Source organism: Curtobacterium sp. YR515 (assembly GCF_900113095.1).
In the GTDB taxonomy this organism is placed as follows: domain Bacteria; phylum Actinomycetota; class Actinomycetes; order Actinomycetales; family Microbacteriaceae; genus Curtobacterium.
This window is the reverse complement of sequence record NZ_FOOD01000001.1, coordinates 243,173-264,621: the sequence shown is the minus strand read 5'-3', so window position 1 is coordinate 264,621 and position 21,449 is coordinate 243,173. Positions and strand designations below refer to the sequence as shown.

Below are 21,449 nucleotides of genomic sequence, written 5' to 3'. Positions count from 1 at the left end.
GGGCATCGGACGGGAGGCGCGCCTCCCGTCCGTCCCTCGGCTCGCCCCCGCCGCCGGCCGCGTCCAGGTCGCCGCCCGTCACGCTCCGACGCGGCGCAGCTTCGCGAGCGGGGCCCGCTCGCCGGGCATGACCCGCTTCACGCCGTCGCCGAGCGCGGTCTCGATGATCCGGACGTCGCGCGCGAGCGTCTGCAGCCCGTGCGGTTCGAGCGACGCAGCGTGGTCGGAACCCCACATCGTGCGGTCGAGCGTGATGTGGCGCTCGACGGCCGTCGCGCCGAGTGCCACCGCGGCGATGGAGATCTGCAGCCCGGGCTCGTGGCCGGAGTACCCGACCGGGACGCCCGCGTAGCGGTTCGCGAGGGTGTCGATCATCCGCAGGTTCGCCTCCTCGGCGGGGAGCGGGTACGTCGACGTGGCGTGCATGAGCACGAGTCGCTCGGTGCCGAGGGCCTCCACGGCACGGTCGATCTGCTCGAGCGTCGACATCCCCGTCGAGAGGATCACGGGCTTGTCGGTCGCGGCGACCTCGGCCAGGAGTCCGAGGTCCGTCACCGACGCCGAGGCGATCTTGTACGCCACGACGTTGAGGTCCTCGAGGAAGGCGACCGACGGCTCGTCCCACGGCGAGGCGAACCAGTCGAGCCCGCGGAGCGTGGCGTGGTCGCCGATCTCGATGTACTGGTCGCGGTCGAACTCGACGCGGTACCGGTACTCGAGGTAGGTCATCTCGCCCCACGGCGTGCTGCGCGGCGTCTGCTTCATGTGCTCCGGCGTGGAGATCTCCGGCGTGCGCTTCTGGAACTTCACGGCCTGCAGCCCGGCGTCGGCCGCGACGTCGATGAGTCGCTTGGCGATGTCGACGTCGCCGTTGTGGTTCAGGCCGATCTCGCCGATGAGGTACGCGGGGTGGCCCGCGCCGATCGTGGACGTGCCGATGGTGACGGTCATGGTGCTCCGTTCGGTGCGGGGACGTGCGGCTCGGTGGCCGGACGGTGGTCTGGTGCGTATTCGTCGGACCGGTGCGCGGGACGGTCGAGCCGTGGTGCGAGGGCGGACGCCAGGGCGAGGTCGGCCGGGTCGTCGACGTCGATCGCTCCGGCACCGTCGACGACGACGAGTTCGACGCGGCCGTGGAACCGGTGGCGGTGCTCGCGGAAGGCGGCGGCCCGGAAGGCGTAGAACGCGCCCGTCTCGCGGAACTCCGGCTCGCGGTCCTGCCGCCGGGGGCGGACGGCCTGGTCGTGGTTCACGGCGCGGGCGGAGCCGTCGGCGCCGATGCGCCAGAGGAACGCGTGCGAGGGCGCCGCGGCGAATACCGAGTCGGCGCGGCCGTCGCGGACCCGGGTGACGGCGGCGTCGAGGTCGACCGGGTCGATGAACGGCGAGGTCGCCTGCAGGAACACGACGACGTCGGGCTCCTCGCCCGCGGCCGCGAGCGTGTCGAGGACGTGCAGCAGCGCGGACTCCGACGAGGCCTCGTCCCCGGCGAGCGCTGCCGGACGCCGGACGACCCGGGCGCCGGCGGACACGGCCTCGGCGGCGATGGCGTCGCCGTCCGTCGAGACCACGACGGTGTCGATCGTCGTCGCTGCTCGGGCGGACTCCACCGCGCGACGGACCAGGGAGCGCCCGGCGACGGGTCGGAGGTTCTTGCCCGGGATGCCCTTCGACCCCGCACGGGCCGGGACGACCGCGACGACGGAACCGGTGGGGCGCATGCTCGGGACGCTACGAAGCCGCGGTGTCGCGGAGGCGAACACCAGGCAGACGCGCGCCGAACCGTTCCGGAACCCGACCCGGCGGACGCCCGCCGCGCCTCCCGGCGCTTCCACAGCGCTGCCAACGGATGCCGAAAGCCGACCCGGTGACGCTGGGACCATGCGCATCAGCTCCCGCACACCCGCCGTCCAGCGAGCACGGTGGGAACGTCCTGCCTTCTTCGGCCTGCTGGTCGCGACGGCCGTCCTGTACCTGGTGAACCTCGGGGTGAACGGGTACGCGAACGCGTTCTACTCGGCAGCGGTGCAGGCGGGGAGCCAGAGCTGGGAGGCGTTCTTCTACGGCTCCTCGGACGCGGGCAACTCGATCACGGTCGACAAGCCGCCGGCGTTCCTCTGGGTGATGGAGCTGTCCGTGCGCCTGTTCGGCCTCAACTCGTGGGCGATCCTCGTGCCGGAGGCCCTCATGGGCGTCGGGACCGTGGCACTGCTGTACGTCATCGTCCGGCGGCGGTTCTCCGCCGGGGCCGCGCTCGTCGCGGGTGCCGCACTCGCGACGACCCCGGTCGCGGCCCTCATGTTCCGCTTCAACAACCCGGACGCACTGCTCACCCTGCTCATGGTGCTGTCGCTCTGGCTCGTCCTGCGCGGTGTCGAGAGCGGGCGTCTGCGGTGGGTCGTCCTGGCCGGCGTGGCCGTCGGGATCGCCTTCCTGACGAAGCAGCTGCAGGGGTTCCTCATCCTGCCCGTGCTCGTCGGCGTGTACCTGTACTGCTCGTCGCTGCCGTTCGTGAAGCGCGTCGTGCACCTGCTGTGGGCGGCCCTCGCCGTGGTCGTCGCCGGCGGGTGGTGGGTCGCCGTGGTGGGACTCGTGCCGTCGTCGTCCCGCCCGTACATCGGCGGGTCGCAGACGAACTCGTTCCTCGAGCTCACCTTCGGCTACAACGGCCTCGGGCGGGTCACCGGCGACGAGACCGGCAGCGTGACCGGGGGCGGCGGAACTGCCGGAGCCGGCTCCTGGGGCGCCACCGGGCTGCTGCGGCTGTTCGGGTCGGAGTTCGCCGGGCAGATCACCTGGCTGCTGCCCACCGCACTGGTCCTGCTCGTGGCGGCGCTCGTCGCGATCGGGTTCCGGCAGCGGACGCCGTCTGCTCGCTCCCGCCTCGCCACGGTCATCGCGCTGGGTGGGTCGCTGCTCGTGACCGGGCTGGTGTTCAGCTTCATGGGCGGGATCTTCCACCCGTACTACACGGTCGCGCTCGCGCCGTACATCGCCGGGCTCGTGGGCATCGGTGCCGGGGTGCTGTGGGAGCGGCGCGCGTCGTGGTGGTGGCGAGGGACGGCGGCGTTCGCGGTGGTCGTCACGGTGGTGTGGCAGTGGCACCTGCTGACGGCGGCGTCGGGGTGGCAGCCGTGGATCCGGTGGGTGGTGCTCGTGGTCGGGGTGGTGACGGCGGGGGCGGTGCTGGTGCCGGTGCACGGCGGCGGGCTCGCGAGGTGGTCTCGTCCGGTCGGCAGCGTCGCGGTCGTCGGTGCGGTCGTCGGCGCGGTCGTCACGGCGCTGCTCGGACCGGCGGCGTACTCGATCGACACGGTGACGACCGCCCACACCGGGGCGCTGCCTTCGGCCGGACCGACCGTCGCCGGCGGCGGGTTCGGGGGTGGCGGTGGCGGGGCCCGCGGCGGCGGCGGGTTCGGTGGTGCTGGCGGCGGCCCTGGAGGCGCGGCTGGCGTCGGCGGGACCGGTGGACCGGGTGGGGCGGGCGCGGCCGGCGGGACCGGTGGACCGGGTGGGACGGGCGCGGCCGGCGGGACCGGTGGCGGGACCGGGACCGGGACCGGGGCCGGTGGCGGGACCGGGACCGGGACCGGGACGGGGACCGGTGGCGGGACCGGGACGGGTCGTGCGGGTGGCGGCGGGTTCGGCGGAGCCGGTGGGCTGCTCGGCGGGTCCACCGAGGTCTCCTCGACGCTGCGGAAGGCGCTCCTGGAGGACGCCGACGACTACACCTGGGTCGCCGCCACCATCGGGTCGAACAGTGCCGCGACCTACCAGCTCGCCACGGGCACCTCGGTGATGCCCATCGGCGGCTTCAACGGCTCGGACCCGTCACCCACCCTCGAGGAGTTCCAGGCAGACGTCGCTGCCGGGAAGATCCACTACTTCATCGCCGGCAGCGTCGGGCAGTCGAACGGCGGCAGCGACGCGGCGTCGGAGATCTCGGCGTGGGTCGAGTCGACCTTCACCTCGTCGATGATCGGAGGCGTCACGGTCTACGACCTCACCGCGGGCTAGGGTCGACGAGTGCTCGGCGCCGACGACCCCCTGGACCCCGTGCCCCGTCGCGTCCTCGTCGCCGGCACCACGGGCGTCGGGAAGACCACCACGGCAGGGCGGATCGGCCGAGTCCTCGGGATCCCGCACACCGAGATCGACTCGCTGTACCACGGGCCCGGCTGGGTCCCGCGGGACACCTTCGTCGCCGACGTCGAGCGGTACACGAGCGAACCCGCGTGGGTGACGGAGTGGCAGTACACCTCCGTCCGGGCGATACTCGCGGAGCGGGCGGACACCCTCGTGTGGATCGACCTGCCGACGGCCCAGGCGCTCTGGCGGCTGCTGCGTCGGACGCTGCGACGACGGTTCGGGCGCATCGAGATGTGGAACGGCAACGTCGAACCGTCGCTGTGGACGTTCTTCACTGATCGCGGCCACATCCTCCGCTGGGGCATCAGCACCCGGAACGTGACGCGTCGTCGGGTGCCCGAGCTCGTCGAGACCGCGCCGCACCTGCGCATCGTCCACCTCCGGTCGCAGCGGGAGGTCGACCGGTTCGTGCAGCACCTCGGTGAGGGTCGCGGATAGAATCGGGGCCGTCCGCCTCCGTAGCTCAGTGGATAGAGCAGGTGGTTTCTACCCACCGTGCCGCGGGTTCGATTCCTGCCGGGGGCACACACGACGAAGGCCGCCGTCCATCGGGACGGCGGCCTTCGTGTCGTTCGGCGACTGCCTACTCGTCGTCGTCGGCAGCGCGGCGACGGAGTTCGCTCGCGCTGATCGGCTGGGTGTAGGGCGCTTCCGAGGTCTCGTTCGCGTCGGCCGGTTCGGCGGGACCGTCCGCGATGCGGGTCGGGATCGACCGGGTGTGTGCGGTGGTCGAGGTGTCGACACCGCGGGCGTCGGACTCCGTGGTGCGGTTGACGTGCGCGTCCGCCGAGGTCGGCTTGGCGACCGGCGGTGCTGCGCTCGCGTCGGGACCGGTCGTGTTCGCCCCGCGGGGCCCGCTGCTCCGGGGGTCCGTGGTCGGACGGTCGGTGCCGCGAGGGCTGCTCGGCCGGACGTCGTCGACGGCGTCGGCGTTGTCGGTGTCGGTGCCGGACGCGGTCGACTCGGTCGCCGAGCCGCGGCGGCCGGCGGGCGATGCCGGCGAACCCAGGGGCGCCCGGGTCGGGGCGGCGGCCGCGTCGCCGTACGCGCGGGTCGCGCCCTCGCCGTACGCGCGGGGCGCGCCATCGCCGTACGCGCGCGTGGCGTTCGTGTCGGAGATCGGGGTCGTCCGGTTCGTGCTGGAGGTGTCCGAGATCGGCGTCGTCGCGTTCGGGTCGACCGGTGCGGAGCCGCCGCGGGTGACCGAGAAGCCTGCACCAGCAGCGCCGGAGGCGGCGCCGGCACCGGGGGCTGCGGCGGGCGTGCTCGACGGGGCGGGCGCGTTCGCCGGGGCGGGCGTGCTCGCCGGAGCGGGCCGGAGGGAGGTCGTCGTCGGCGTCGGGCGCTCGGCGGGGAGGGCCGTGGTCGTGCCGGCGTCCGTCGGTCGCGCGGGGGCGGCCTGGTCGGCGTTCCAGTCCTGCTGCCGCGTGATGAGCTCGGCGTCGGGGTCGGGCGAATCGAACTTCCAGCGCTCGAGGTCGCTCTTGAAGAGCTTGCGCGCCCGGTTCGGTCGTGCCTGCCATTCGAGGATGCGATCACGGAACTCGGCGAGCGACTGCTCCGCCTGGAAGCTGAAGGTCGAGGAGTTCTTCTTGATGTCCGCGATCTCGTGCTGCGTCCAGTTCGCCGCGAGGGGCGCACCGGCAACGGGGAGCAGACGGAGTCGGATGTCGGCGTCCTCGGCGAGGTGGTCGGCGTACGCGCGCTCGTCGTGTCCGAGGGAGCCCCAGGTCGCGGCCTTGCGTGCAGCCGAGACGATACCCGCGACGGCGGCGTTCCGCGCTTCGCGTTCCTGCATCGCCACGACCCGCTTCGTCGCCCCGCGGCCGATGAGCGCCGCGATGACGCCCGCCACGACGATCGCGACGAACGGGATGAGCGCGCCGGAGATCACGCGCCAGCCGTTGTCGGACGAGATCCAGTCGGTCAGGTCGTTCCACCAGTCCATGCGCGCACCCTACTCACGAAACGGTCAGGCATCGGGGAGGTCGGACGGTGTTCCGCGCATCCGACCGGACATGATTCCAATGTGGAACATCATGTCGTCCGGTGAGGCCGGATCAGCCCCAGCGCAGGCAGTCCACGGCGTCGTCGGCCGACCAGACGTTCGGGAGCTCGACGAAGCGTCGCTCGGTCGACACGTACCGACGGGCGCGGTAGGCGGTGCCCCCGGCGACGTCGACGCGGTCCACGTACCCGACGATCTCGCCGTTCGCCCGGGTCACGCGGCTGAGGTCGTCGCGGACGTCGAGGATCCGGAGGTCGCCGCGCGAGCGGGCCACGGGCGCGGTACGGATCCGGAAGACCGGTTCGTTCGTCGTCTGCATCGTGGTGCCTCCTGCTCGTCGGTGTGTCTTCGACGGTACGGTCCACCACCGACACGCCGAGTGCGCTCGGACGATCCGGGGAGCGTTGCCGGGGACGTGCGCGTTGTGGAGGAGGCGTGCCCCGGTCGCGGCTCGCTCCGAGCGGGGAGCGGTAGGTTGCGGCCATGACGACCTTCGTGCTCGCAGGTGGATGTTTCTGGTGTCTCGACGCCGTGTACCGCACGCTCCAGGGCGTGCAGGACGTGGTGTCCGGCTACGTCGGCGGCGAGGTCGAGAACCCCTCGTACGAGTCGGTGTGCACCGGGACGACCGGTCACGCCGAGGCGGTGGCGGTCACCTTCGATGAGACGGTCATCCCGGCCGATGTCATCCTCGACGTGTTCTTCACGCTGCACGACCCGCGGCAGCTGAACCGGCAGGGCGCCGACGTCGGCACGCAGTACCGCTCGGCGATGTTCCCGGCCGACGACGACCAGAAGGCCCTGTTCGAGCGGGCGATCGCGCGCGCCTCGGACATCTGGGACGGCGGCATCGTGACGACGATCGAACCGCTCGGTACCTTCTACCGTGCGGAGGAGTACCACCAGGACTTCTTCGCGAAGAACCCCGGTCAGGGCTACTGCCTCGCGGTGGCGCTGCCCAAGGTGAACAAGGTCCGCAAGGCCTACAGTCAGTACATCCTGGCGTCCTGAGACTCCGGACGTCGGGGCCACGAGGAGGTGGTCGAACGATGACGAACAACACCGGGACCTGGGTCGCGGTCGGACCAGCGGGAGCGGTCGGCAGCATCCACCGAGCAGACGGCGGGTTCCGCGTCGAGCTCTACGGTCGGAGCGCGGGCGGCGGGACGTACCCGTCGCTCGAGTCGGCGAAGGGCGCCGTGCACGCAGCGCTCGGCCCGTTGGCGGACCGACCCGAGTTCCGCGCGCACTGAACGCGCGGTGCCACGTCTCGACCAGGAGGCGCGGGGGACTCGTCCTCCACAACGCACCTGATCGAGTCATCCAGTCACAGATCGAGCCCCGGGTCGCTTGCGCGACCCGGGGCTCGATGACGATCGACGCATGAACGACACCATCACCGTCTGCGGGATCATCGCCACCGAGCCACGTCACCTCGTGACCGACACCGGCATCGCCATCACGAGCATGCGCCTCGCCTCACCGTCCCGACGCTGGGACCGGGCGACCTCGACCTGGACCAACGGCGCCACGAACTGGTACACCGTCACGGCCTTCCGATCGCTCGCGGCCAACGTGCACCGTTCCCTGAAGAAGGGCGACCGCATCGTCGTCACCGGGCGCATCCGCATCCGGACGTGGGAGCGGGACGGTCGCGGCGGCACCTCCGTCGAGATCGACGCCGAGGCACTCGGGCACGACCTCGCCTGGGGCATCAGCAACTGGGTCCGCGTCCCGCGGCACACGGGTGAGGCGACCGCGCCTCCGGGGAGCACCTCGGGCGTCCTGCCGAACGTCGACCCGCTCACCGGCGAGGTCGGCACGGCGGGCACGGACCGCACCCCCGTACCGGGTGTCGACCCCGACCCGACGGAGCCGGACGTCCGCGAGGAGCTGCCCGACGGCGCCGAGGCCGCTCGCCACGCCGCGGCGGCGATCGGTCACGAGTTCGACGTCGTCGTGGGCGTCGACCCGGTGGTGGACGGGGACGAGCGTGCCGCGGCCTGAGCCGGTCCCCGTCCCCGCTCCCGGGCGCCTACCGCCAGTTCTGGGCGATCATCGCGATGCCCGCGACCTCGGTTGTGTCCCAGTTGCCGCCGCGGGGGAGCCCCGAGACCCGTCCGTCGATCGAGAAGCTCGCACCCTGGACCTTCGGGCTGTTCGTCTGCTTCGCCTTGAGCCCGTGGAACGAGAAGCTCGTGTTCCACGTGCCGGCGAGCCCCGTCCGACCGGACGAGTCGCCGACCTTGATCGAGATGTCGTTCACCTGCGAGTGCACGACGTCACCGTTGAGTCGGGCGTTCGCCTCGGCGTTGAAGAAGAGCCGACCGTCGAGGTTCAGGGCGATCGTGCCGACCGTGCGGTTGTTGAGGATGACCGACGCGACGTCGTTCTTGTACCAGCGCAGCCCGACCGACGTCTTGCTGTGCGAGGCGCCGCCCATGTAGCCGTACGTGAACTTGCCGTTCTGCACCCGCTCCCAGATGAACCGGGGCTGCCCCTTGCTCACGGACGAGGCGGTGTCGGACTGGATCCCCACGGCGAACGCGTTGTTGTGGGCGTCGTGGACGTTGATGTACGACGAGTACCCGGTGCCCGAGCCGCTCTCGATGAGGTGCGCGGTGTACTGGACGTAGGGGTTGCCGCGCGGGACGGGCGACGCTGCCGAGGCAGCCGTCGCCGGGGCGAGCAGCGCGACGGTGAGCGCGGTGGCTCCCGCGAGGGGGAGCGCGAGACGGCGCAGACGCTTGGTGAACATGTCCTGATCCTCTCCGGTGGTCGATCGACCGTGCTCCCGGTGCGGAGCGGGGAAACGGTACGTCGAAGTCGGCGAGCGCAACAGCCCCCGTGCGTGATCCGGCGAACCGGCGACCGGGCAGACGGACGCCCCGCACTGTCAGTACACTTGGCGCGATATGGCTGAGTACATCTACCAGATGGTCCGCGCCCGCAAGGCGGTCGGCGACAAGCTGATCCTCGACGACGTCACGATGTCGTTCCTCCCCGGCGCCAAGATCGGCGTCGTCGGGCCGAACGGTGCGGGCAAGTCGACGATCCTGAAGATCATGGCGGGTCTCGACCAGCCGTCCAACGGCGAGGCGAAGCTCACCCCGGGCTTCACCGTCGGCATCCTCATGCAGGAGCCCGAGCTCGACGAGTCGAAGACGGTGCTCGAGAACGTGCAGGAAGGAGTCGGCGAGATCCACGCGAAGATCACGCGCTTCAACGAGATCTCCGCGCAGATGGCCGAGCCGGACGCCGACTTCGACGCGCTCCTCGCCGAGATGGGCACCCTGCAGGAGGACATCGATGCGGCGGACGCGTGGGACCTCGACTCGCAGCTCGAGCAGGCCATGGCCGCGCTCCAGTGCCCCCCGGGGGACGAGCTCGTCACGCACCTGTCGGGTGGTGAGAAGCGTCGTGTGGCGCTCTGCAAGCTGCTGCTCCAGAAGCCGGACCTGCTCCTCCTCGACGAGCCCACCAACCACCTCGACGCCGAGTCCGTCCTCTGGCTCGAGCAGCACCTGCAGCAGTACCACGGTGCAGTCCTGGCCGTGACCCACGACCGGTACTTCCTCGACCACGTCGCGCAGTGGATCGCCGAGGTCGACCGCGGTCGTCTCTACCCCTACGAGGGCAACTACTCGACCTACCTCGAGAAGAAGCGCGCCCGGCTCGAGGTCCAGGGCAAGAAGGACGCCAAGCTCGCGAAGCGCCTCTCCTCGGAGCTCGACTGGGTCCGCAGCAACACGAAGGGCCGCCAGGCGAAGTCCAAGGCCCGTCTCGCCCGCTACGAGGAGATGGTCACCGAGGCCGAGCGCACGCGCAAGCTCGACTTCGAGGAGATCGTCATCCCCGTCGGCCCGCGCCTGGGCTCGCAGGTCATCGACGCCGAGAAGCTGCACAAGCAGTTCGGCGAGCGCATCATCATCGACGACCTGTCCTTCACGCTGCCCCGCAACGGCATCGTCGGCGTGATCGGCCCGAACGGCGTCGGCAAGACCACGCTGTTCAAGACGATCGTCGGCCTCGAGCCGCTCGACGGCGGCACGCTGAAGATCGGCGACACGGTCGACATCTCGTACGTCGACCAGAGCCGCGGTGGCATCGACCCGAACAAGAACCTGTGGGAGGTCGTGTCCGACGGACTCGACTACATCCAGGTCGGCAAGACCGAGATCCCGTCGCGTGCGTACGTGTCGCAGTTCGGGTTCAAGGGTCCGGACCAGCAGAAGAAGGCCGGGGTGCTCTCCGGTGGTGAGCGCAACCGTCTGAACCTGGCGCTGACGCTCAAGCAGGGCGGCAACCTGCTGCTCCTCGACGAGCCGACGAACGACCTCGACGTCGAGACCCTCGGCAGCCTCGAGAACGCGCTGCTCGAGTACCCGGGTTGTGCCGTGGTCATCACGCACGACCGGTGGTTCCTCGACCGCATCGCGACGCACATCCTCGCGTGGGAGGGCCTGAACGAGGACGGCACGCCGAACTGGTACTGGTTCGAGGGCAACTTCGAGGCGTACGAGGAGAACAAGATCGAGCGGCTCGGCGCCGACGCGGCGAAGCCGGGACGGGCGACGTACCGCAAGCTCACCCGCGACTGACCGTGGCGCGGTTGCACGCTCCGGTCCGCATGCGGTGGAGCGACATCGACGCCTACGGTCACGTCAACAACTCCGCGATGCTGCGTCTCCTGGAAGAGGCGCGCATCGTGGGGTTCTGGGGACCCGACCCCGAGGAGCGCGCTCCGGACGGGTCGGTCCCGGAGCCGATCATCGACGGGCGGCCGGGTTCCGGCACCATGACCGTGATCGCGGCGCAGCGCCTCGAGTACCTCGCGTCGATCCCGTACCTGCGGCAGCCGCTCGACATCCAGATGTGGATCGGGCGGCTCGGCGGCGCGAGCATCGACGTCTCGTACGAGGTCTGGTCGCCGGTCGGGCACGAGCCCGCGGTGCTGTACACCCGGGCGACGACCGCGCTCGTGATGGTCGACGCCGTCAGCAACCGTCCGCGTCGGCTGACCGAGGCCGAGCGGGACGCGTGCGCCGCCTACGTCGAAGCCCCGGTGGAGTTCTCCCGCCCGTAGGACGGACCGCAGCACCGTCGGCCGGTTCAGCGCGGGACGCGCATCATCCCCTCCTGCGCGACCGATGCCAGCAGCCGCCCGTCCGACGAGAACATCCGCCCGAACGCGAGTCCCCGACCGCCCTGCGCGCTCGGGGACTCCTGCGTGTAGAGCACCCACTCGTCGGCCCGGCCGTCACGGTGCCACCACATCGCGTGGTCGAGGCTCGCGCTCTTCACGCCGGGGGTGCCCCAAGCCACCCCGTGACGCCGCATGATCGGCTCGAGGATGGACAGGTCGCTCGCGTACGCGAGGACGGCACGGTGCAGCGCCGGGTCGGCGGGGAGGTCGCCGTCGACCCGGAACCACACCGCCTGGTGGGCGATGTGCTCGCCCTGGACGTCGACGAACACCGGGCCCTCGACGTGCCGCAGGTCGATGGAGCGTTCGGCCCACGCCCGAGCGACCGGGTGGTCGATGGCGGACAGGATCGACGCGGCCGAGGGCAGGGACTCCGGTTCGGGCACGTCGACGGGGAACGGGTCCTGGTGCTCGACGCCGACGTCCGGGCGCTGGAACGAGGCGATCATCGAGAAGATCGGCACACCGCGCTGGTAGGCCTGCACCCGCCGCGCGGCGAACGATCGCCCGTCGTGGATGCGTTCCACACCGAAGGTGATCGGGACGTCGATGTCGCCGGGGCGGAGGAAGTAGCCGTGCATCGAGTGGATGTCGCGGTCCTCGATGGTGGCTTGCGCGGCGACGATGCACTGCGCGAGCACCTGCCCGCCGAACACCCGGCCGCCGGGGGACCAGTGGCTCGCGCCGGTGAGGATCGTCTCGCCGGTGCTCGCGCCGGTGTCCTCGAGTCTGAGGGTCCGCAGGAAGTCCGGTTCGCCGTTCACACCGAGCAGTCTACGAACGCCCCGGCGCCGAGCCGTGCCCGGTAGGCTGCTGGGTGACATGGGCACCTCGTTCACGCTTCCCGACGCAGCCTCCCTCGGGGACCTGCGCACCTACCTCGGACGGGCCGCCCGCATCGAGGACGGCTCCGTCCGACTCATCGCGGACTCCGGCGTCCTCGCGGTCTACACCGCGATCCTCTACCCGCTCGGGCTGCTCGACGAACTGCCGACGGTCCTCGGGCTGCGGACGTTCTCGCTCGCGCAGCCGGCGACCGTCGACGCGGTCGTCCCGCTGGCCTCGCTGCAGGAACGTCTGCGGCTGCTCGCCGAGGCGCACGACGCCGAGCACGCCGACGGTGCCGACCCCACCCGGGCGACCCCGATCGAGGTGGAGCTCCCGCTCGAGGTCCACACCGTCACCTGGGCAGCGATCTCGCCGCCCCGCGGTGGCTGGGTCCCGCTGCCCGACGTCTCGCCGGAGCTCCTCCGCCGTGCCGCGCGCGACGGCATCGCCGAGGTCGCCGACGCCGTCCCGACGAACGCCGGCGAGGCCATCGTCCGCAAGGTCCGATCAGAGGTCTGGGGCCGTCCGGTCGCGGGCATCGAGCACGTCCCCGCCGGCGCCGGCTTCGCGGGGGAGAGCCTCGGCTTCCTCGGCCACGACCCGGTGCGGCTCTTCGAGACCGGCCCGTGGAGCCGCCTGACCACCTCGCGCGGGCACGTGCTCGTCAAGCGTCGCGCCTGGACCCTCAACTCGTAGGCAGCCGGTTCCCGGACCGGGCGTGGTTGGCTGGCTCCATGCACGTCTTCCTCACCGGCGCGTCCGGGTACATCGGTTCCTCGGTCCTCCGCGCACTCGTCGCCCACGAGCACGAGGTCACCGCCCTCGTCCGCACGGACGAGAAGGCACAGGCGGTCCGCGACGCGGGCGGCCGCGCCCTCGTCGGTGACGTCACCGACACCGACGTCGTCCGCCGGCTCGCACACGAGGCGGACGCCGTCGTGCACACGGCCTCGGCCCAGGGCATCGACGCGGACTTCATCGCGACCGTGCTCGCCGCGCTCGAGGGCACCCCGAAGCCGTTCGTGCACACCGGCGGGATCTTCACCTTCGGCGACTCGACCGACATCTCCGAGCAGTCGCCGCTGTCGCCGCCGGCACTCACCGCCTGGCGCGCGCCGAACGAGGCGACGGTGCGGGCGAGCAGCGTCCGGACGACGATCATCGCCCCCGGCATCGTGTACGGCCGCGGCGCCGGCATCCCCGCGATGTTCGTCGGGGACGGCGAGCACGAGGTCCGACTCGTCGGTGACGGTTCGCAGCGCTGGACGACGGTGCACACCGACGACCTCGGCGAGCTCTACGTCCTCGCCCTGCACCGCGGTGAGCAGGACGGCTACGTCGTCGCGGCCACCGGGGACAAACCGACGGTCCGCGAGATCGCGGAGGCGGGAGCGCACGGTTCGCCGATCGTGGCCGAGAGCGTCGACGCCAGCCGCGAGCGCCTCGGCACCGAGTACGCCGACGCGCTGCTGCTCCACCAGGAGGCCTCGGGTGCCCATGCGCGCAGCGCGTTCGGGTGGAACCCGACCCGGCCCCCGCTCGTCGAGGACCTCGCCGACGGCTCCTACGTCCGCTGACGCGACCGGTGACGGACTGGAGGGACGGCGCCAGCTGGCACCGCGCCTCCAGTCCGTCATCCGCGCACGTCCGTCAGTCGAACGTGTTCGTCATGGCGTGTGCCGCCCGGTCGAGGTAGGCCCAGAGCTCTGCCTCGTCGAGGGGCGCGAGCTGGAGGGACTCGACCGCCTCGCGCATGTGGTGGAGCCAGCGCTCGCGGGCCTCGGACGTGATCCGGAACGGCATGTGCCGCATCCGCAGGCGGGGGTGGCCGCGTTCCTCGCTGTAGGTCCCCGGGCCGCCCCAGTACTGCTGCAGGAAGGCCGAGAGACGCCAGATCGCCCCCTCGAGGTCGTCCGCCGGGTACATCGGCCAGATGACGTCGTCCTGCTGCACGCCCTCGTAGAAGCGCCGGACGAGCCGGTCGAAGGTGGGTGCGCCGCCGATGCGCTCGTAGAGGGAGCCGGTGGCCGAGGCGCCGTGCTCGCCGACCCGCAGCGTGATCGGCTGTGCGGGCGGGGTGGGGTCGGTCATCGCGGGTCCTTCCCGGCGTCGGGGTCGTCGGTCCGGATCGGCTGACCGAGGACGTTCTTGCGGCCGCGTCGGGGCTTGGTCGGCGCCGGCGTGGGCTGGGTCCGCACGGTGCGCAGACCGTTTATCGAGGTCGCGTTCTCCCACCCGGCGGGCATGATCATCGCCATCGCGGGCAGGGTCACGCCGAGTTCGTCGACGGCGTGCTTCAGCCGGACGCGGAGCTCGCGGCCGACGACGTCGAGTTCGGACGCCCGGGTCTTCACGACGAGCCGGAACACCATGCCGGCGTCCGTGATCGACTGCAGCCCCCAGATCTCCGGCTTCTCGACGATGCGCTGGCGCCACCGGGGCTCCTGCGACATCGTGACCGCGGCCTTGAGGAGGGCGTCCTGCACGGCGTCGATGTCGGTGTCGTACGGGACCGTGATGTCGACGAGGACGCGCGACCAGCCCTGCGAGAGGTTGCCGACACGCAGGATCTGCCCGTTCGGCACGAACCAGAGGATGCCGTTCACGTCGCGGATCTGCATGACCCGCAGCCCGACGTTCTCGACGACGCCGGTGGCCTGGCCGGTGTCGACGACGTCGCCGACGCCGGCCTGGTCCTCGAGGATCATGAACACGCCGGAGAGCAGGTCGCGCACGATGCTCTGTGCGCCGACCGCGAGCCCGGCGGCGACGAGCGAGGCGCCGCCGACGATCCCGACGGCCGCGTTCGGGATGACGAGCGGGATGATGACGACGAGTGCGAGCACGACGACGATCACCGTCGCGAGGTTCTCGAGCACGCTGCCGAGCGTGCGGGTGCGCTGGACGACGCGGGCGGTCTGGATCGGCGAGGCGATGAGTGCCTGTGTGTCGGTCGCGCCCTGACGCTTCTTCACGCCGTTCACGACGCGGTCGACGACGCCCTTGATCGAGTGCCGCAGGATGATCCGCAGGACCAGCGCGGCGAGGATCGTGATGACGATCGTGATCGGGACGTGCCAGGTGTCGACGAACTCGCCGAACGTCTGCGAGACGGCCTCTGCCGGGCCTGACGGGGTCGGGGAGGGAACTGCAGCCAAGATCATGATCCGGTCGATGCTAGAGGGCGGGGCCCTGGTGTCCGCTGGGGAACGCCAGGACCCCGCCGATCCTCATCCGAGACTCAGGCGTCCGCCGCCTGGACCCGCAGGGCACGCTCGGTCCCCGCCAGGCTCTCGGACACGATGCGACGCAGCGCCGGGGTCTCCGGGTGCGCCTCGAGCCACGCGGCCGCGGCGTCCCGCAGCTCGGCCGACGCGAGCGGCGCCGGGTAGAGCCCCGAGACGATGGTGTCGGCCATGTGGTAGCTGCGCTCGGCCCAGATGCGCGTGAGCACGTCGAAGTACTTCGGGACGAGCCCCTCGAGCACGACCGGGCTGTTCACGTGCTGGTACCCGACCGTGGTCTGGCGCACGATCGCGTTGGGCAGCTCGGACGAGTCCACGAGCGACGAGAACGCGGCGAGCTTGCCCTCGGCCGTCGGGATCGTCGCACGGGCACGCGCGGCGGCCTGCTCACCCGACGCGGTCTTGTCCGCAGCGAGCTCGGCGTCGACCTCGGCACCGGAGGCGGCACCCGCGAGCACGAGGCCCTCGAGCAGCTCCCAGCGCAGGTCGGTGTCGATCTCGAGCCCGTTCAGCGTCACCGAGCCGTCGCGCAGGCCGCTCAGGGTGGCCACGTGCTCGGGCGTGGAGGCGATCTGCGCGAAGAACTTCACGAACTGGAACTGCGCGTCGGAACCGGCCTCGGCGCTCGACGCGAGGTTCCAGAGCGTGTCGCCGACGGTGCGCACGGTCTGGTCGACCTTCGCCGGCGCGACGTAGTTGCGCGCGGTCAGGAGCAGCTGCGAGAGCGTCGTGCGGATCGTGGTCGACTCGGTCTCGGTGGCGATGTTGCCGAGCACCAGGCGGACGTAGTCGCTGGCGGGCGACTCGGCGTCACGCGTGGCGTCCCACATCGCGCCCCACACGATCGAGCGGGCGAGCGGGTTCGCGATCGAGGCGAGGTGCTCGATGGCGGTCCGGCGCGAGTGCTCGTCGAGACGGATCTTGGCGTAGGCGAGGTCGTCGTCGTTGAGGAGCACGAGGTCGCCGCGCTGCACGCCGACGAGCTCCGGGACCTCGGTGCGGGCACCGTCGACGTCGATCTCGACGCGGTGCACGCGCTCGAGCTTGCCGCCGGAGGACGCGGTGTCGGCGCCGAACGGTGCGTCCGCGTCCTGCGTGACGGCGTAGACGCCGATCGCCAGACGGTGCGGACGGAGCGTCGGGTAGTCGGCCGGCGCTTCCTGCAGCACGGCGAACGACGTGATCGCGCCGGACTCGTCGACCTCGATCTCGGGGCGGAGCGTGTTCACCCCGGCGGTCTCGAGCCAGGCCTTCGACCACTCGGAGAGGTCACGGCCGCTGGTGGCCTCGAGCTCGACGAGCAGGTCGCGCAGCTCGGTGTTCGAGTGGTGGTGCTTCTTGAAGTACGCCGAGACGCCCGCGAAGAACGCGTCGATGCCGACCCACGCCACGAGCTGCTTCAGGACGGAGCCGCCCTTGGCGTACGTGATGCCGTCGAAGTTGACCTGGACGTCCTCGAGGTCGTTGATCGTCGCGACGATCGGGTGGGTCGAGGGGAGCTGGTCCTGGCGGTAGGCCCAGGACTTCTCCATCGCCTGGAAGGTGGTCCACGCCTCGGTCCATTCGGTGGCCTCGGCCGTGGCGATCGTCGAAGCCCACTCGGCGAAGGACTCGTTGAGCCACAGGTCGTTCCACCACTTCATGGTGACGAGGTCGCCGAACCACATGTGGGCGAGCTCGTGCAGGATCGTGACGACCCGGCGCTCCTTGATGGCGTCGGTCACCTTCGACCGGAAGACGTAGGTCTCGGTGAAGGTGACGGCCCCGGCGTTCTCCATGGCGCCGGCGTTGAACTCCGGCACGAACAGCTGGTCGTACTTCTCGAAGGGGTACGGGACGTCGAACTTCTCCTCGTAGTAGGCGAAGCCCTTCTTCGTGGTCTCGAAGACGTACTCGGGGTCGAGGTACTCGGCCAGCGACTTCCGCGCGAAGACGCCGAGCGGGATGGTCCGACCGTCGCGGCTCGTCAGCTCGTCGCGAACGACCTCGTACGGGCCAGCGACGAGCGCGGTGATGTAGCTCGAGATCTTCGCCGTCGGGGGGAAGGCCCACGTGGCGATGTCGCCGTCGACGTGCGGCTCGGGCGTGGGGGAGTTCGAGACGACCTGCCACCGGGACGGCGCCGTCACGGTGAAGGTGAACTCGGCCTTGAGGTCGGGCTGCTCGAACACGGCGAACATGCGACGCGAGTCGGGCACCTCGAACTGGGAGTACAGGTACACCTCGTCATCGACCGGGTCGACGAAGCGGTGCAGGCCCTCGCCCGTGTTCGTGTAGAGCGCGTCGCTGACGACCACGAGCTCGTTCTGCTCCTGCAGGTCGTCGAGCTGGATGCGGACCCCGTCGTTCACGGCGGCGACGTCGAGCGCCGTGCCGTTCAGCGTGATCGAGTGCACCGACTTCGTGATGGCGTCGATGAACGTGGACGCACCGGCGGTGGCGGTGAAGCGCACCCGCGTGGTGCTGCCGAACGTCTCGGCGCCGCGGGTCAGGTCGAGCTCGACGTCGTACGTCTGCACGTCGACGATCGCGGCACGTTCCTGGGCTTCGATTCGGGTGAGGTTCTCTCCGGGCACGGACGCTCCATCTTCGCGGTTGCACACGGACGGTCCTTGTCCGCGTGAGGGGGGTCCCGGCACGGCGTCGTGCACCGGCGGGACGGTCGCCTCCAGCCTAGCGAGCACGCGTACGCTCGCATCCGTGACCGACACGACTGTGGACAAGACGACCGCCGACCGCACCGCTGTGGAGTTCTGGTTCGACCCGAACTGCCCCTGGGCCTGGATGACGAGCCGCTGGGTCGGCGAGGTCGCCCGGCACCGCGACCTCGACGTCACCTGGAACGTGATGAGCCTGTTCGTCCTCAACGAGGACCAGGACGTCCCGGACACCTACCGCGAGCGGCTCGTGGCCGGGCAGGTCTACCCGCGCATCGTGACCGCGGCACGGCTCCGCCTCGGCCAGGAGATCGTCAAGCCGCTCTACGACGCGCTCGGCGAGCACATCCACCACCGCCAGGAGCAGGACCCGGAGCAGGTCGTGCCGGCGGTGCTCGCGGAGCTCGGCCTCGACGCCGACCTGCTCGAGTACGCCTGGACGGACGAGGTCGACCAGGCCGTACGCGCCAGCCACCAGGACGGCATCGACCGGGTCGGCCAGGACGTCGGCACGCCGGTCATCGCCGTCGAGGGCGCCGCCTTCTTCGGCCCGGTCATCTCGCCCGCGCCGAAGGGCCAGGCGGCGCTCGACCTCTGGGACGGCGTCGTCGCGGTCGCCAAGTACCCGGGCTTCTTCGAGCTCAAGCGCTCGCGGACCGTCGGACCGATCTTCGACACCACCGACTGACGTCGGCCCGGCGGGGCCAGGAGGCGCGGCGCGCGTCCGCCCCGCCGGCCCGGCTCAGGCGAGCGGCAGCCGCATGAGCGTCAGGTCGAGCCAGCGGTCGAACTTGCGTCCGACCTCGGGCACGACGGCCACCGTGTCGAACCCGAGCTTGGTGTGCAGCGCGATCGACCCGGCGTTCTCGCTGCAGATCCCCGCCATCAGGACGTGCCGCCCCTCCGCCCGTGCCCGTGCGACGAGGGCGTCCATGAGCACGGTCGCGATGCCCCGCCCGCGGAACGCCTCGACGACGTACACGCTGTGCTCCACCGTCAGCCGGTACCCCTGGTGCGGCCGCCACTGCGAGTACGTCGCGTAGCCGGCGACCTGCCCGCCGACCTCGGCGACGAGGACCGGCCAGCCGTCGGCGCGACGCTCGGCGAGCCAGCCGTCGAAGTACGAGCGCGGGTGCGGCTCCTCCTGCCAGATGGCGGTGGAGTGCAGGACGGCGTCGACGTGCAGCGCGTGGACGACGTCGAGGTCGCGCGGCTCGCACTCCCGGACGGTGGCCGGACCCGACCCGTTCGTCGCATATGCTGTCGTCATGTCTCACATCGTAGACGCACCGGAGTCGGAACCGGAAACGGCGGACGACGCCGACCAGCGACGGCTCGGCGAGCGCCTGCAGCGCCTCCGCACGGAGCGGAAGTGGAGCCTCACCGAGCTCGCCGAGGAGTCCGGGGTCTCCCGTGCCATGATCAACCGCGTCGAACGCGGGGTGTCGAGCCCCACGGCGACCATCCTCGGGCGGCTGTCGGGAGCGTTCGGACTCACGGTCTCACAGCTCCTCGACGAGTCCCTCGACCACGAGGTGCCCCGGGCGACCGATCCCGACGACGCGCGGGGCGTCCAGCGCGGCGCGACCGCCGACTCCTGGACCGATCCCGAGACCGGGTACCGGCGTCGACCGATCTCGAGTGCGGCCTTCCCCGCGGACGTCACCGAGGTGCGCCTCCCGTCCGGCCGCGAAGTGGCCTACCCGGCGTCCGCCTACGCGTTCCTGCGCCACTGCATCTGGGTGGTCGACGGCGTGCTCGAACTCGTCGTCGGCGGCGAGCCGACGCGGCTCGCCGCGGGGGACCGCATCGAGCTCGGGGACCCCGCCGACGTCGTCTACCGGAACCCGGGCGAGGAGCCCACGCGGTACGTCGTGGTCGTGGTCCGGGGGCAGTAGTCGCAGGAATAGGATCGATCCCATGCGCATCCACCTCGGAACGGACCACGCCGGCCTCGAGTTCAACAAGACCCTCGCCACCCACCTGACGGAGGCCGGGCACGAGGTGGTGGACCACGGTCCGACCGAGTACGACGCGCTCGACGACTACCCCTCGTTCTGCATCAACGCCGCGCACGCCGTGGTGCAGGACCAGCGTGCGGGCGTCCAGGCGCTCGGTGTCGTGTTCGGGGGATCCGGCAACGGCGAGCAGATCGCCGCGAACAAGGTCGAGGGCGTCCGCGCCGCGCTCGTGTGGAACGAGTCCACCGCGCTCCTCGCCCGCCAGCACAACGACGCCAACGTCATCTCGATCGGCGCCCGCCAGCACACCGAGGACGAAGCGATCCGGTTCGTCGACCTGTTCATCGCCGAGCCGTTCTCGGGCGAGGAGCGTCACGCCCGCCGCATCGCGCAGCTCGCCGAGTACGAGACCACCGGCCTGATCGCCGGCAAGCAGATCGACCAGTAAGGCCGAGTAGACAAGAGCAATGCCCGAGGGTCACTCCGTCCACCGCATCGCCAACCAGTTCACCCGGCACTTCGTCGGCAAACGCTGCGAGGTGTCGAGTCCGCAGGGACGGTTCGCCGCCGGTGCCGCCCAGCTCGACGGCACGCGCATGGTCGCTGCCCGGGCCGTCGGCAAGCAGATGTTCCTCGAGTTCGAGGGCGACCGGTTCCTGCGCGTCCACCTCGGCCTCTACGGGGCGTGGGACTTCGCGGGGGACCTCTCCACCGCCGGGGCGCTGTCGGACGACGACGGCGAGGAGTCCCTGACGTCGATCGGCGCTCCCCGTCTCGCCCGCTACCGGATGGCCGAGCAGGAGAAGGTCGAGGACCCGATCGAGGCGTTCCCGCCGGACCCCGTCGGGCAGGTTCGCGTGCGGCTGCTCACCGAGGACACGGTCGCCGACCTCCGCGGTCCGACGGCGTGCGTCGTCGAGGACCCGGCCGGCGTGCAGAAGGCGCTCGACAAGCTCGGCCCGGACCCGATCAACGACGACGGCCCCGAGGCCGAGAAGACCTTCGTCGACAACGTCCGGAAGCGGAACGTCGCGATCGGCCAGCTGCTCATGGACCAGGCCGTCGTGAGCGGCATCGGCAACATCTACCGCGCCGAGCTGCTGTTCCGGCAGCGCATCGACCCCTACAAGCCGGGCAAGCAGCTCACCGTCAAGCAGGCGAAGGCGCTCTGGCACGACTGGTCGAAGCTCCTGCACGAGGGCGTCCGCGACGGCCTCATGCTGACCATGGACGGCCTGTCGAAGAGCGAGCACGCGAAGGCCGTCCGGTCCCGGAAGGACCGGCACTGGGTCTACCACCGCCAGGGCGAACCCTGCCGGGTGTGCGGCACCGAGATCCGGATGGCCGACATGGCCGGCCGGAAGCTCTACTGGTGCCCGAAGGACCAGAAGTAGC

Annotated in this window: 23 protein-coding genes and 1 tRNA gene; 14 read left to right on the top strand and 10 right to left on the bottom strand. The window is 71.1% G+C overall.

What is annotated here, in order from left to right; all coding sequences use genetic code 11:
• Positions 1 to 78 precede the first annotated feature (78 nt).
• Together BM028_RS01270 and BM028_RS01265 are read right to left on the bottom strand one after the other, a co-directional pair.
• Complete coding sequence (locus BM028_RS01270) at positions 79 to 951, bottom strand: N-acetylneuraminate synthase family protein (RefSeq protein WP_092384083.1); 873 nt, start codon at positions 949 to 951, stop codon at positions 79 to 81.
• A complete protein-coding gene (locus tag BM028_RS01265) occupies positions 948 to 1,721 on the bottom strand; it encodes an acylneuraminate cytidylyltransferase family protein (protein ID WP_092384081.1) in 774 nt (257 codons plus the stop codon). The genes BM028_RS01270 and BM028_RS01265 overlap by 4 nt, the downstream gene beginning before the upstream one ends.
• A 160-nt stretch (positions 1,722 to 1,881) precedes the next feature.
• Between BM028_RS01265 and BM028_RS01260 the strand changes: the two genes are divergently transcribed.
• The 3 genes from BM028_RS01260 (at position 1,882) to BM028_RS01250 (ending at position 4,674) form a co-directional block, all read left to right on the top strand.
• Entirely contained in the window at positions 1,882 to 4,017 is a 2,136-nt protein-coding gene (locus BM028_RS01260) for an ArnT family glycosyltransferase (RefSeq protein ID WP_092384079.1), read from the top strand.
• Between the two features lie 9 nt (positions 4,018 to 4,026).
• Positions 4,027 to 4,587 (top strand): P-loop NTPase family protein, encoded by a 561-nt coding sequence (locus BM028_RS01255; RefSeq protein WP_092384078.1) that lies wholly within the window; start codon positions 4,027 to 4,029, stop codon positions 4,585 to 4,587.
• 14 nt (positions 4,588 to 4,601) lie between these two features.
• Positions 4,602 to 4,674: transfer RNA gene (locus tag BM028_RS01250), tRNA-Arg, on the top strand.
• Positions 4,675 to 4,732: 58 nt separating this feature from the next.
• On the opposite strand, the gene BM028_RS01245 is transcribed toward BM028_RS01250, so the two are convergent.
• Entirely contained in the window at positions 4,733 to 6,097 is a 1,365-nt protein-coding gene (locus tag BM028_RS01245; RefSeq protein ID WP_092384076.1) for a prolipoprotein diacylglyceryl transferase, read from the bottom strand.
• 112 nt (positions 6,098 to 6,209) lie between these two features.
• Positions 6,210 to 6,476, bottom strand: coding sequence for a hypothetical protein (locus BM028_RS01240; RefSeq protein WP_070416608.1), 267 nt, complete (start codon positions 6,474 to 6,476; stop codon positions 6,210 to 6,212).
• A 164-nt stretch (positions 6,477 to 6,640) separates the two neighbouring features.
• Between BM028_RS01240 and msrA the strand changes: the two genes are divergently transcribed.
• The 3 genes from msrA to BM028_RS01225 all read left to right on the top strand — a co-directional run bounded on the left by msrA (position 6,641) and on the right by BM028_RS01225 (position 8,164).
• Positions 6,641 to 7,168, top strand: coding sequence for a peptide-methionine (S)-S-oxide reductase MsrA (msrA, locus tag BM028_RS01235; RefSeq protein ID WP_070416607.1), 528 nt, complete (start codon positions 6,641 to 6,643; stop codon positions 7,166 to 7,168).
• A 38-nt stretch (positions 7,169 to 7,206) separates the two neighbouring features.
• Positions 7,207 to 7,410: a hypothetical protein gene (locus BM028_RS01230; RefSeq protein ID WP_070416606.1), complete on the top strand. Its 204-nt coding sequence runs from the start codon at positions 7,207 to 7,209 to the stop codon at positions 7,408 to 7,410.
• 130 nt (positions 7,411 to 7,540) lie between these two features.
• Positions 7,541 to 8,164 (top strand): single-stranded DNA-binding protein, encoded by a 624-nt coding sequence (locus tag BM028_RS01225; protein WP_070416605.1) that lies wholly within the window; start codon positions 7,541 to 7,543, stop codon positions 8,162 to 8,164.
• A gap of 28 nt (positions 8,165 to 8,192) precedes the next feature.
• Here the strand turns inward: BM028_RS01225 and BM028_RS01220 are convergent, their stop codons facing one another.
• Positions 8,193 to 8,915 (bottom strand): hypothetical protein, encoded by a 723-nt coding sequence (locus BM028_RS01220; protein WP_070416604.1) that lies wholly within the window; start codon positions 8,913 to 8,915, stop codon positions 8,193 to 8,195.
• Between the two features lie 157 nt (positions 8,916 to 9,072).
• Here BM028_RS01220 and ettA point away from each other — a divergent pair, with 157 nt between their 5' ends.
• The gene (ettA, locus tag BM028_RS01215) at positions 9,073 to 10,758 is read left to right on the top strand and encodes an energy-dependent translational throttle protein EttA (protein WP_071295909.1); all 1,686 of its coding nucleotides are present in this window, start codon (positions 9,073 to 9,075) and stop codon (positions 10,756 to 10,758) included.
• Between the two features lie 29 nt (positions 10,759 to 10,787).
• The gene (locus tag BM028_RS01210) at positions 10,788 to 11,243 is read left to right on the top strand and encodes an acyl-CoA thioesterase (RefSeq protein WP_070416602.1); all 456 of its coding nucleotides are present in this window, start codon (positions 10,788 to 10,790) and stop codon (positions 11,241 to 11,243) included.
• Positions 11,244 to 11,269: 26 nt separating this feature from the next.
• Here the strand turns inward: BM028_RS01210 and BM028_RS01205 are convergent, their stop codons facing one another.
• Complete coding sequence (locus BM028_RS01205) at positions 11,270 to 12,127, bottom strand: acyl-CoA thioesterase (protein ID WP_070416601.1); 858 nt, start codon at positions 12,125 to 12,127, stop codon at positions 11,270 to 11,272.
• Between the two features lie 58 nt (positions 12,128 to 12,185).
• Here BM028_RS01205 and BM028_RS01200 point away from each other — a divergent pair, with 58 nt between their 5' ends.
• A complete protein-coding gene (locus tag BM028_RS01200; protein ID WP_071301729.1) occupies positions 12,186 to 12,887 on the top strand; it encodes a DUF8185 domain-containing protein in 702 nt (233 codons plus the stop codon).
• A gap of 38 nt (positions 12,888 to 12,925) precedes the next feature.
• A complete protein-coding gene (locus tag BM028_RS01195) occupies positions 12,926 to 13,768 on the top strand; it encodes an NAD(P)H-binding protein (RefSeq protein ID WP_092384074.1) in 843 nt (280 codons plus the stop codon).
• A gap of 73 nt (positions 13,769 to 13,841) precedes the next feature.
• Here the strand turns inward: BM028_RS01195 and BM028_RS01190 are convergent, their stop codons facing one another.
• The 3 genes from BM028_RS01190 to pepN all read right to left on the bottom strand — a co-directional run bounded on the left by BM028_RS01190 (position 13,842) and on the right by pepN (position 18,012).
• A complete protein-coding gene (locus BM028_RS01190; protein WP_229085056.1) occupies positions 13,842 to 14,282 on the bottom strand; it encodes a globin in 441 nt (146 codons plus the stop codon).
• The gene (locus BM028_RS01185) at positions 14,279 to 15,355 is read right to left on the bottom strand and encodes a mechanosensitive ion channel family protein (RefSeq protein WP_092384072.1); all 1,077 of its coding nucleotides are present in this window, start codon (positions 15,353 to 15,355) and stop codon (positions 14,279 to 14,281) included. The genes BM028_RS01190 and BM028_RS01185 overlap by 4 nt, the downstream gene beginning before the upstream one ends.
• Positions 15,356 to 15,432: 77 nt before the next feature.
• On the bottom strand, positions 15,433 to 18,012 hold the full coding sequence (gene pepN / locus BM028_RS01180) for an aminopeptidase N (protein WP_092384070.1): 2,580 nt from the start codon (positions 18,010 to 18,012) through the stop codon (positions 15,433 to 15,435).
• A gap of 208 nt (positions 18,013 to 18,220) precedes the next feature.
• Here pepN and BM028_RS01175 point away from each other — a divergent pair, with 208 nt between their 5' ends.
• Positions 18,221 to 18,781, top strand: a complete 561-nt coding sequence (locus BM028_RS01175; protein WP_217647222.1) for a mycothiol-dependent nitroreductase Rv2466c family protein — start codon at positions 18,221 to 18,223, stop codon at positions 18,779 to 18,781.
• 54 nt (positions 18,782 to 18,835) lie between these two features.
• Here BM028_RS01175 and BM028_RS01170 read toward each other — a convergent pair whose 3' ends face one another.
• Positions 18,836 to 19,363: a GNAT family N-acetyltransferase gene (locus BM028_RS01170; protein WP_092384066.1), complete on the bottom strand. Its 528-nt coding sequence runs from the start codon at positions 19,361 to 19,363 to the stop codon at positions 18,836 to 18,838.
• Between BM028_RS01170 and BM028_RS01165 the strand changes: the two genes are divergently transcribed.
• Genes BM028_RS01165 through BM028_RS01155 form a run of 3 tightly spaced genes read left to right on the top strand, consistent with a single transcriptional unit; the run spans position 19,362 to position 21,448 of the window.
• Entirely contained in the window at positions 19,362 to 19,991 is a 630-nt protein-coding gene (locus BM028_RS01165; RefSeq protein ID WP_083413707.1) for a helix-turn-helix domain-containing protein, read from the top strand. The genes BM028_RS01170 and BM028_RS01165 overlap by 2 nt on opposite strands.
• A gap of 22 nt (positions 19,992 to 20,013) precedes the next feature.
• Positions 20,014 to 20,502, top strand: a complete 489-nt coding sequence (locus BM028_RS01160) for a ribose-5-phosphate isomerase (protein ID WP_070416594.1) — start codon at positions 20,014 to 20,016, stop codon at positions 20,500 to 20,502.
• Positions 20,503 to 20,521: 19 nt separating this feature from the next.
• The gene (locus BM028_RS01155; protein WP_070416593.1) at positions 20,522 to 21,448 is read left to right on the top strand and encodes an Fpg/Nei family DNA glycosylase; all 927 of its coding nucleotides are present in this window, start codon (positions 20,522 to 20,524) and stop codon (positions 21,446 to 21,448) included.
• Position 21,449: the final 1 nt, after the last annotated feature.

Excerpts from the sequence above, each read along its gene's own strand:
- BM028_RS01260 (WP_092384079.1), top strand. The coding sequence starts at position 1,882 with ATGCGCATCAGCTCCCGCACACCCGCCGTCCAGCGAGCACGGTGGGAA.
- BM028_RS01225 (WP_070416605.1), top strand. The coding sequence starts at position 7,541 with ATGAACGACACCATCACCGTCTGCGGGATCATCGCCACCGAGCCACGT.
- ettA (WP_071295909.1), top strand. The coding sequence starts at position 9,073 with ATGGCTGAGTACATCTACCAGATGGTCCGCGCCCGCAAGGCGGTCGGC.
- BM028_RS01185 (WP_092384072.1), bottom strand. The coding sequence starts at position 15,355 with ATGATCTTGGCTGCAGTTCCCTCCCCGACCCCGTCAGGCCCGGCAGAG.
- BM028_RS01195 (WP_092384074.1), top strand. The coding sequence starts at position 12,926 with ATGCACGTCTTCCTCACCGGCGCGTCCGGGTACATCGGTTCCTCGGTC.
- BM028_RS01155 (WP_070416593.1), top strand. The coding sequence starts at position 20,522 with ATGCCCGAGGGTCACTCCGTCCACCGCATCGCCAACCAGTTCACCCGG.
- BM028_RS01220 (WP_070416604.1), bottom strand. The coding sequence starts at position 8,915 with ATGTTCACCAAGCGTCTGCGCCGTCTCGCGCTCCCCCTCGCGGGAGCC.
- BM028_RS01265 (WP_092384081.1), bottom strand. The coding sequence starts at position 1,721 with ATGCGCCCCACCGGTTCCGTCGTCGCGGTCGTCCCGGCCCGTGCGGGG.
- BM028_RS01175 (WP_217647222.1), top strand. The coding sequence starts at position 18,221 with ATGACGAGCCGCTGGGTCGGCGAGGTCGCCCGGCACCGCGACCTCGAC.
- BM028_RS01200 (WP_071301729.1), top strand. The coding sequence starts at position 12,186 with ATGGGCACCTCGTTCACGCTTCCCGACGCAGCCTCCCTCGGGGACCTG.
- msrA (WP_070416607.1), top strand. The coding sequence starts at position 6,641 with ATGACGACCTTCGTGCTCGCAGGTGGATGTTTCTGGTGTCTCGACGCC.
- BM028_RS01270 (WP_092384083.1), bottom strand. The coding sequence starts at position 951 with ATGACCGTCACCATCGGCACGTCCACGATCGGCGCGGGCCACCCCGCG.
- BM028_RS01245 (WP_092384076.1), bottom strand. The coding sequence starts at position 6,097 with ATGGACTGGTGGAACGACCTGACCGACTGGATCTCGTCCGACAACGGC.
- BM028_RS01210 (WP_070416602.1), top strand. The coding sequence starts at position 10,788 with ATGCGGTGGAGCGACATCGACGCCTACGGTCACGTCAACAACTCCGCG.
- BM028_RS01170 (WP_092384066.1), bottom strand. The coding sequence starts at position 19,363 with ATGACGACAGCATATGCGACGAACGGGTCGGGTCCGGCCACCGTCCGG.
- BM028_RS01190 (WP_229085056.1), bottom strand. The coding sequence starts at position 14,282 with ATGACCGACCCCACCCCGCCCGCACAGCCGATCACGCTGCGGGTCGGC.
- BM028_RS01160 (WP_070416594.1), top strand. The coding sequence starts at position 20,014 with ATGCGCATCCACCTCGGAACGGACCACGCCGGCCTCGAGTTCAACAAG.
- BM028_RS01240 (WP_070416608.1), bottom strand. The coding sequence starts at position 6,476 with ATGCAGACGACGAACGAACCGGTCTTCCGGATCCGTACCGCGCCCGTG.
- BM028_RS01230 (WP_070416606.1), top strand. The coding sequence starts at position 7,207 with ATGACGAACAACACCGGGACCTGGGTCGCGGTCGGACCAGCGGGAGCG.
- BM028_RS01165 (WP_083413707.1), top strand. The coding sequence starts at position 19,362 with ATGTCTCACATCGTAGACGCACCGGAGTCGGAACCGGAAACGGCGGAC.